Below are 6,598 nucleotides of genomic sequence, written 5' to 3' on the forward strand. Positions count from 1 at the left end.
ATGGAAGTGCCAGCGCCGTTCGCCGGTACCGTTAAAGAGATCAAGATCAACACCGGTGACAAAGTGTCTACCGGCTCCCTGATTATGGTCTTCGAAGTGGCAGGTGCAGAAGGCGCTGCCGCGCCTGCACAGGCCGCTGCTCCGGCTCCAGCCGCAGCACCAGCCGCTGCTGGCGGCGCGAAAGACGTTAACGTACCGGACATTGGCGGTGACGAAGTTGAAGTCACCGAAGTGATGGTGAAAGTGGGCGACAAAGTTGCCGCTGAACAGTCACTGATCACCGTTGAAGGCGATAAGGCTTCTATGGAAGTCCCTGCGCCGTTCGCGGGTACGGTTAAAGAGATCAAAATCAACACCGGCGACAAAGTGTCTACCGGCTCTCTGATCATGGTCTTCGAAGTGGAAGGCGCTGCGCCTGCCGCAGCTCCGGCTGCCGCGGCTGCTCCAGCACCTGCTGCTGCGCCGGCTCAGGCTGCTAAACCAGCCGCTGCCCCTGCTGCTAAAGCAGAAAAATCTGAGTTCGCTGAAAACGACGCTTATGTCCACGCTACCCCGCTGATTCGTCGCCTGGCGCGCGAATTCGGTGTGAACCTGGCGAAAGTGAAAGGGACCGGCCGTAAGGGTCGTATCCTGCGCGAAGACGTTCAGACCTATGTGAAAGACGCGGTGAAACGCGCCGAAGCTGCACCAGCTGCAGCCGCTGGCGGCGGTATCCCGGGCATGCTGCCATGGCCGAAAGTGGACTTCAGCAAGTTCGGCGAAATCGAAGAAGTGGAGCTGGGCCGTATCCAGAAAATCTCTGGTGCGAACCTGAGCCGTAACTGGGTGATGATCCCGCACGTTACGCACTTCGATAAGACCGATATCACCGATCTGGAAGCGTTCCGTAAACAGCAGAACGCCGAAGCCGAGAAGCGCAAACTGGACGTGAAATTCACCCCAGTGGTCTTCATCATGAAAGCGGTTGCTGCGGCTCTGGAACAGATGCCACGCTTCAACAGCTCCCTGTCCGAAGACGGTCAGAAGCTGACGCTGAAGAAATACATCAACATCGGTGTTGCGGTTGATACGCCAAATGGTCTGGTTGTTCCGGTCTTCAAAGACGTGAACAAGAAGAGCATTACCGAGCTGTCCCGTGAACTGACCGTGATCTCCAAGAAAGCGCGTGATGGTAAGCTGACTGCCGGCGAAATGCAGGGCGGCTGCTTCACTATCTCCAGCATCGGCGGCCTGGGTACTACCCACTTCGCGCCGATTGTGAACGCGCCGGAAGTGGCTATCCTCGGTGTGTCCAAGTCCGCGATGGAGCCGGTGTGGAATGGCAAAGAGTTCGTACCGCGTCTGATGATGCCAATCTCTCTGTCCTTCGACCACCGCGTAATCGACGGTGCTGATGGTGCGCGTTTCATCACCATCATCAACAACATGCTGAGCGACATTCGCCGCCTGGTGATGTAATCGAAAAGCCGGCCAGTCGGCCGGCTTTTTTCTGATAATCTCATGGGGTTTGTGAGGTTATTGGCGAAAGCGACAATTCGTGAGCCGTTTGTTGTTTCAAAATTGTTAACAATTTTGTAAACTGCGGGCGGATAGAACGACCCGGTGGACGACGGGTATAAATTAAGAGGTCATGATGAGCACAGAAATCAAAACTCAGGTCGTAGTACTTGGGGCAGGCCCGGCAGGTTACTCCGCAGCATTCCGCGCCGCGGATTTAGGTCTGGAAACCGTCATCGTAGAGCGTTACAGCACCCTCGGCGGTGTTTGTCTGAACGTCGGCTGTATCCCTTCTAAAGCGCTGCTGCACGTAGCGAAAGTTATCGAAGAAGCCAAAGCGCTGGCTGAACACGGTATCGTCTTCGGCGAGCCGAAAACCGATATCGACAAAATTCGTACCTGGAAAGAGAAAGTTATCACTCAGCTGACCGGCGGTCTGGCGGGTATGGCCAAAGGCCGTAAAGTGAAAGTGGTAAACGGTCTGGGTAAATTCACCGGTGCGAACACCCTGGAAGTGGAAGGCGAAAACGGCAAAACCGTGATCAACTTCGACAACGCGATCATCGCGGCAGGCTCTCGCCCAATCGAACTGCCATTCATTCCGCATGAAGATCCACGCGTGTGGGATTCCACCGATGCGCTGGAGCTGAAAACCGTTCCTAAGCGTCTGCTGGTTATGGGCGGCGGTATCATCGGTCTGGAAATGGGTACCGTGTACCATGCGCTGGGTTCAGAGATCGACGTGGTTGAAATGTTCGACCAGGTTATCCCGGCTGCCGACAAAGACATCGTTAAGGTCTTCACCAAACGCATCAGCAAGAAATTTAACCTGATGCTGGAAACCAAAGTGACTGCCGTTGAAGCGAAAGAAGACGGTATTTACGTTTCCATGGAAGGCAAAAAAGCCCCATCCGAACCACAGCGTTACGACGCCGTGCTGGTGGCTATCGGCCGTGTGCCGAACGGTAAAAACCTCGACGCGGGCAAAGCTGGCGTGGAAGTGGACGACCGTGGCTTCATCCGCGTTGACAAACAGCTGCGCACCAACGTGCCGCACATCTTTGCTATCGGCGATATCGTCGGTCAGCCAATGCTGGCGCACAAAGGTGTTCACGAAGGTCACGTTGCCGCTGAAGTTATCGCCGGCATGAAGCACTACTTCGATCCGAAAGTCATCCCATCTATCGCGTACACCGAGCCAGAAGTGGCATGGGTGGGTCTGACTGAGAAAGAAGCGAAAGAGAAAGGCATCAGCTACGAAACCGCCACCTTCCCGTGGGCTGCTTCTGGCCGTGCTATCGCGTCCGACTGCGCAGACGGTATGACCAAACTGATCTTCGACAAAGAGACTCACCGTGTAATCGGTGGTGCGATTGTCGGTACCAACGGCGGCGAGCTGCTGGGTGAAATCGGTCTGGCTATCGAAATGGGCTGTGACGCTGAAGACATCGCGCTGACCATCCACGCTCACCCGACTCTGCACGAGTCCGTGGGCCTGGCGGCAGAAGTGTTTGAAGGTAGCATCACCGACCTGCCGAACGCGAAAGCGAAGAAGAAATAAGTTTCTTCATGATTGCGAAACGCCTCCGAAGGAGGCGTTTTTTTTGGGTTTTGATTTCAGATATTAAGCTGTAAATATTAATTTATTTTAGATTGTAAATAAAATTTCATACAGCAAATGAATGTGTTTGTTATTTGAAATTCCCCAGATCTATATTTAATATTATTGGGGATCATGTTCTATTGATAATGGATTGGTTGGTTTGACTTAAGGATTAAATGGTGTATTACTATTCTCATAATTACTTTATTCAACTAAAGGTATTATTATGAATAGTTATGAATTAACTTCTGAGATTCGTGATTTAAAAGTAATGGGTGCCAGAACGCAATCAGGAAGTGGCTGGGCAAGCGCGACCCATAGACTTATCGCGCTTGATAAAGAAACCTTGCAACCCGTTAGCGTTGACTGGTGGTATGAAGATGAGACCACCTCTCGCTTTACCGGCCCCGTATTTACTGACACGCGTCCAGATGTACGCTTGCTGGCAAATTCCGATGTTTATCGGCTGGGTGACGTCATTAATATCAGTAATTGTGGTGGTTCGGGTTCCGCATTAGCGGCCATTAAAAATGACGGTACTGTTGAAGCGTGGGGAATGCCTAAAAATGGTGGTACATCACCAACAAGCGATCGAAATCATAACGTCAGAGCCGTTTACGGTGGCTGGGATACGTCTGCTTCGGTTAATGCCAATGGTCAGGTATTTACCTGGTCCGTCGATGATGATAACCCTTTACCGGATAACGTGGCGGCGTTGAATGATATTTTAGATATTAAAGTGGTCCAATATTTTACCGATCAGGGTAATTATACCTATCTGGCGTTGCGGGCTAATAACCAAGTGGTGCAGTGGACAGATGGTACTTCACATAATGATTTTCCAGCAGACATTGCCGAGCGTAAAGACTTCATTGCCATCCAGACCACGGAATATGCCTTTGCGGGAATAACCCAAAATGGCCATGTACTTGCCTGGGGAAATGCGACATACGGAGGCGAGTTGCCGGAACATCTAAAGAAAGTCGATGACATTGTCACCCTTTACAGTAATCAAGGTGCGTTTGTGGCACTCCAGGCCTCGGGCAGTCTAATTGCATGGGGGAGTGACAAGCATGGCGCTGTTATTCCTGATAATATTGCCAGCCTGACGGACATTGTTTCCGTACACTGTACCGATGCGACTTTTATTGCTTTAAGACAAAATGGCAGCGTGGTTTTTTGGGGGGAAACCTATTACCTGACCGAACTGCCAGCGGAGATCGCCAGCCTGACAGATATTATTGATGTTCAGGCCGCAGTTAATGGGAGCTATGCTTTTTTAACTTCTGAGGGGAAGGTGTACTGCTGGGGACATATTGCTAAATCAATGCCCAATGATATATCTAATGTGGTCGCCCTCACTGGTGGAACCTGGAATGCTTTTGCAGCACTTCGTCGTGATGGTAGCGTTGTTGCCTGGGGTGATGAATATGAGGGCGGTGACACCACGCCCGTCGCAAACGAGCTTTATGACATTCGTGCCATCTATGCTTGCGGCTATCGTTTTTGCGCCCTGCGCAACGATGATCGTCTCTTTGAATGGGGCGAGGAAGCAAGAACAGATATCACAAAGATGCCAGCAGATTTGCAGGGGAATGTTACCTATAGCTTTGTTAAATAATTCACCTGAAATTGCCTGAAAGCATAGACGAAATAAGCCTCTTCAGCTCTGTAAACGCCTCTGTGGAGGCGTTTTCCTCACTCTCTCGCCACTGCAAGCGAAGTGCAATCATGCTATTAAGGCGCAACAGGTTGCCATGATGTATCGGGTCTGTACAGGGTCAATGCTTGGGCTTTCTTGGCTGACTCACTGCCGAGATTACTCTGGTACACCTTGTCATCCTGATTAATTATAAAACTCATCACTCCTGACTGGCCGTAACTGACCGGCCAGGCGATCATTGCAAATCCTTTCTCATCCGGCAGGATGCGGAAACGATAGCCGTGATAACCGGTACCCGGCTCTTTTGGGCTAAATGCCGGTCCGAGCGGACTGGGCGCTTCGCCGGGAGAGGCGGGCCAGTACAAACCGTCTTTTTTCCCTTTCGAGCTGACAATCTTCTGCGCGAATTTCTGGTTCATCGCAAAGTAGCTTTGCTGCGCATCAACATAGGCATGTAAGGCTTCAATGGCGGCAAGTTCGTTACGCCCGATTTCGCGGGTCAGGATCTCTTCGGCCCCTTCTTTGATATCGAATTGCCAACCGGCAGAGGTTTTGATCACCGGGATAGGAAGCTGCCAGCTGTTGTCACCGACAACCAGATGCGCCGTATCCCCTTCGACAACCGTGTTATGACGGACTTTCCAGTCGCGCAGGAAACGATCGACGGCATCCGGGTCAACGCCTTCAGGGGGCAGAAAATCGCGCCAGTTCTCTCCAAGCAGATTGCTCATCGCGCTCTCATTATGCTCACTAATGGCTTTGGTCAGCGCATCGGTTGCCTGATCGGGGGTGCTAAAGGATTGCTGCGCCATCACCGAAGCCGAAAGCATGAACAACACCATGCCACTGAGTAGTTTACTTTTCATGTCGGTTCCCTTAGCGATGTCGAATTTCACGGCGTTCAGCGCGTCCACCAGACGCCTGACGTGGCTGCTGCTGGCGAGCCGCAAGCTGTCTGCTTTGCGCACCGCGCTGCTGCTGCGCCTGCCAGTTCGCGGAGCGGCTGTCGTTGCCGCTCAGCGCATTGGCCCGGGGCTGGCTGTTTCGCTGCTGGAGAGCGCGTTGCTGCGCCGGCTGCGAACCCCGTTTCTCTTGTCTCTGCGCGGTGGTCTGGCGATTTTCTCGCTGCTGCGTGGTGGTTCGCTTCGTTGTCTGCGGTTTGGTGTCGTAACCACGGTAGTTATTGCGCTGGGAAATCTGCTTCAGCTGTTCACTTGAGGCCTGACGCTGCACATCTTTCGTTCCGTTGCGCGCCGTTTGGGGGAAAGTTTTGCCCGTGGATTTCTCCATCTGGCTCAGGGCAGCCTGACGCTGGCTGTCCCGGTTAACCGGTTTTTGCTGCGTTGAACTGAGCCCGGTAGCCGTGCTGGTGGAGTGGAAACGGGTGTTGAGCTGGTTAGTCGGATAGGGCACGCCTTCCCGATAGGCCGGGTTATGCTGCCAGGTACGGTTGGCGTCCGTCAGACGCTGCCCGCTGATTTTATTGAAGTTCTCAACGTTGATATTGATGTTGTTATCACCGTTGCGGTTATAGCCGCCGTGATTATCCCAGTCGTCATGGTGATGATCCCAGTCATCGTCATCATCCCAGTCGATGTTGCTGAAGATGGCATAGGTTGTGGCGACGCCCAGGCTGAAGCCTAAGCCGTTGACGAAGCTGTTGCCAAACTGCTCCCCGGGTGTAGGCGGGAGATAGGTAGGTGGATAGGCGGTGTTTGGCCAGGTCCCGTAAACCGTATTGGGGTTATAGGTGGGGACGTAAACAACCTGCGGATCGGCAGATTCAATTTTGATTACCGTTGGGGCCGGCGCGGGCGTTGCTGCTGTGGTTGTCG

At 52.8% G+C, this 6,598-nt stretch carries 5 protein-coding genes; 3 read left to right on the forward strand and 2 right to left on the reverse strand.

All coding sequences use genetic code 11. From position 1 onward, the window contains the following. From aceF to DOU50_RS01660, 3 genes are all read left to right on the forward strand, one after another. Window positions 1–1,458 (forward strand): pyruvate dehydrogenase complex dihydrolipoyllysine-residue acetyltransferase (gene aceF, locus DOU50_RS01650; RefSeq protein ID WP_148768620.1); only part of this gene is annotated, 1,458 nt, incomplete at its 5' end. 175 nt (window positions 1,459–1,633) lie between these two features. Next, on the forward strand, window positions 1,634–3,058 hold the full coding sequence (lpdA, locus tag DOU50_RS01655) for a dihydrolipoyl dehydrogenase (RefSeq protein WP_003856313.1): 1,425 nt from the start codon (window positions 1,634–1,636) through the stop codon (window positions 3,056–3,058). Window positions 3,059–3,326: 268 nt separating this feature from the next. Further along, window positions 3,327–4,721: a hypothetical protein gene (locus tag DOU50_RS01660; RefSeq protein WP_228117495.1), complete on the forward strand. Its 1,395-nt coding sequence runs from the start codon at window positions 3,327–3,329 to the stop codon at window positions 4,719–4,721. Window positions 4,722–4,837: 116 nt separating this feature from the next. Here the strand turns inward: DOU50_RS01660 and DOU50_RS01665 are convergent, their stop codons facing one another. Then, the gene (locus tag DOU50_RS01665) at window positions 4,838–5,629 is read right to left on the reverse strand and encodes a DUF2950 family protein (protein ID WP_148768621.1); all 792 of its coding nucleotides are present in this window, start codon (window positions 5,627–5,629) and stop codon (window positions 4,838–4,840) included. 10 nt (window positions 5,630–5,639) lie between these two features. Continuing rightward, a partial coding sequence (locus tag DOU50_RS01670; RefSeq protein ID WP_148768622.1) for a DUF3300 domain-containing protein occupies window positions 5,640–6,598 on the reverse strand: 959 nt, incomplete at its 5' end.

The organism is Enterobacter sp. C6 (assembly GCF_008122455.1).
GTDB classification, from domain to species: Bacteria; Pseudomonadota; Gammaproteobacteria; order Enterobacterales; family Enterobacteriaceae; genus Enterobacter; species Enterobacter pseudoroggenkampii.

Excerpts from the sequence above, each read along its gene's own strand:
- lpdA (WP_003856313.1), top strand. The coding sequence starts at position 1,634 with ATGAGCACAGAAATCAAAACTCAGGTCGTAGTACTTGGGGCAGGCCCG.
- DOU50_RS01660 (WP_228117495.1), top strand. The coding sequence starts at position 3,327 with ATGAATAGTTATGAATTAACTTCTGAGATTCGTGATTTAAAAGTAATG.
- DOU50_RS01665 (WP_148768621.1), bottom strand. The coding sequence starts at position 5,629 with ATGAAAAGTAAACTACTCAGTGGCATGGTGTTGTTCATGCTTTCGGCT.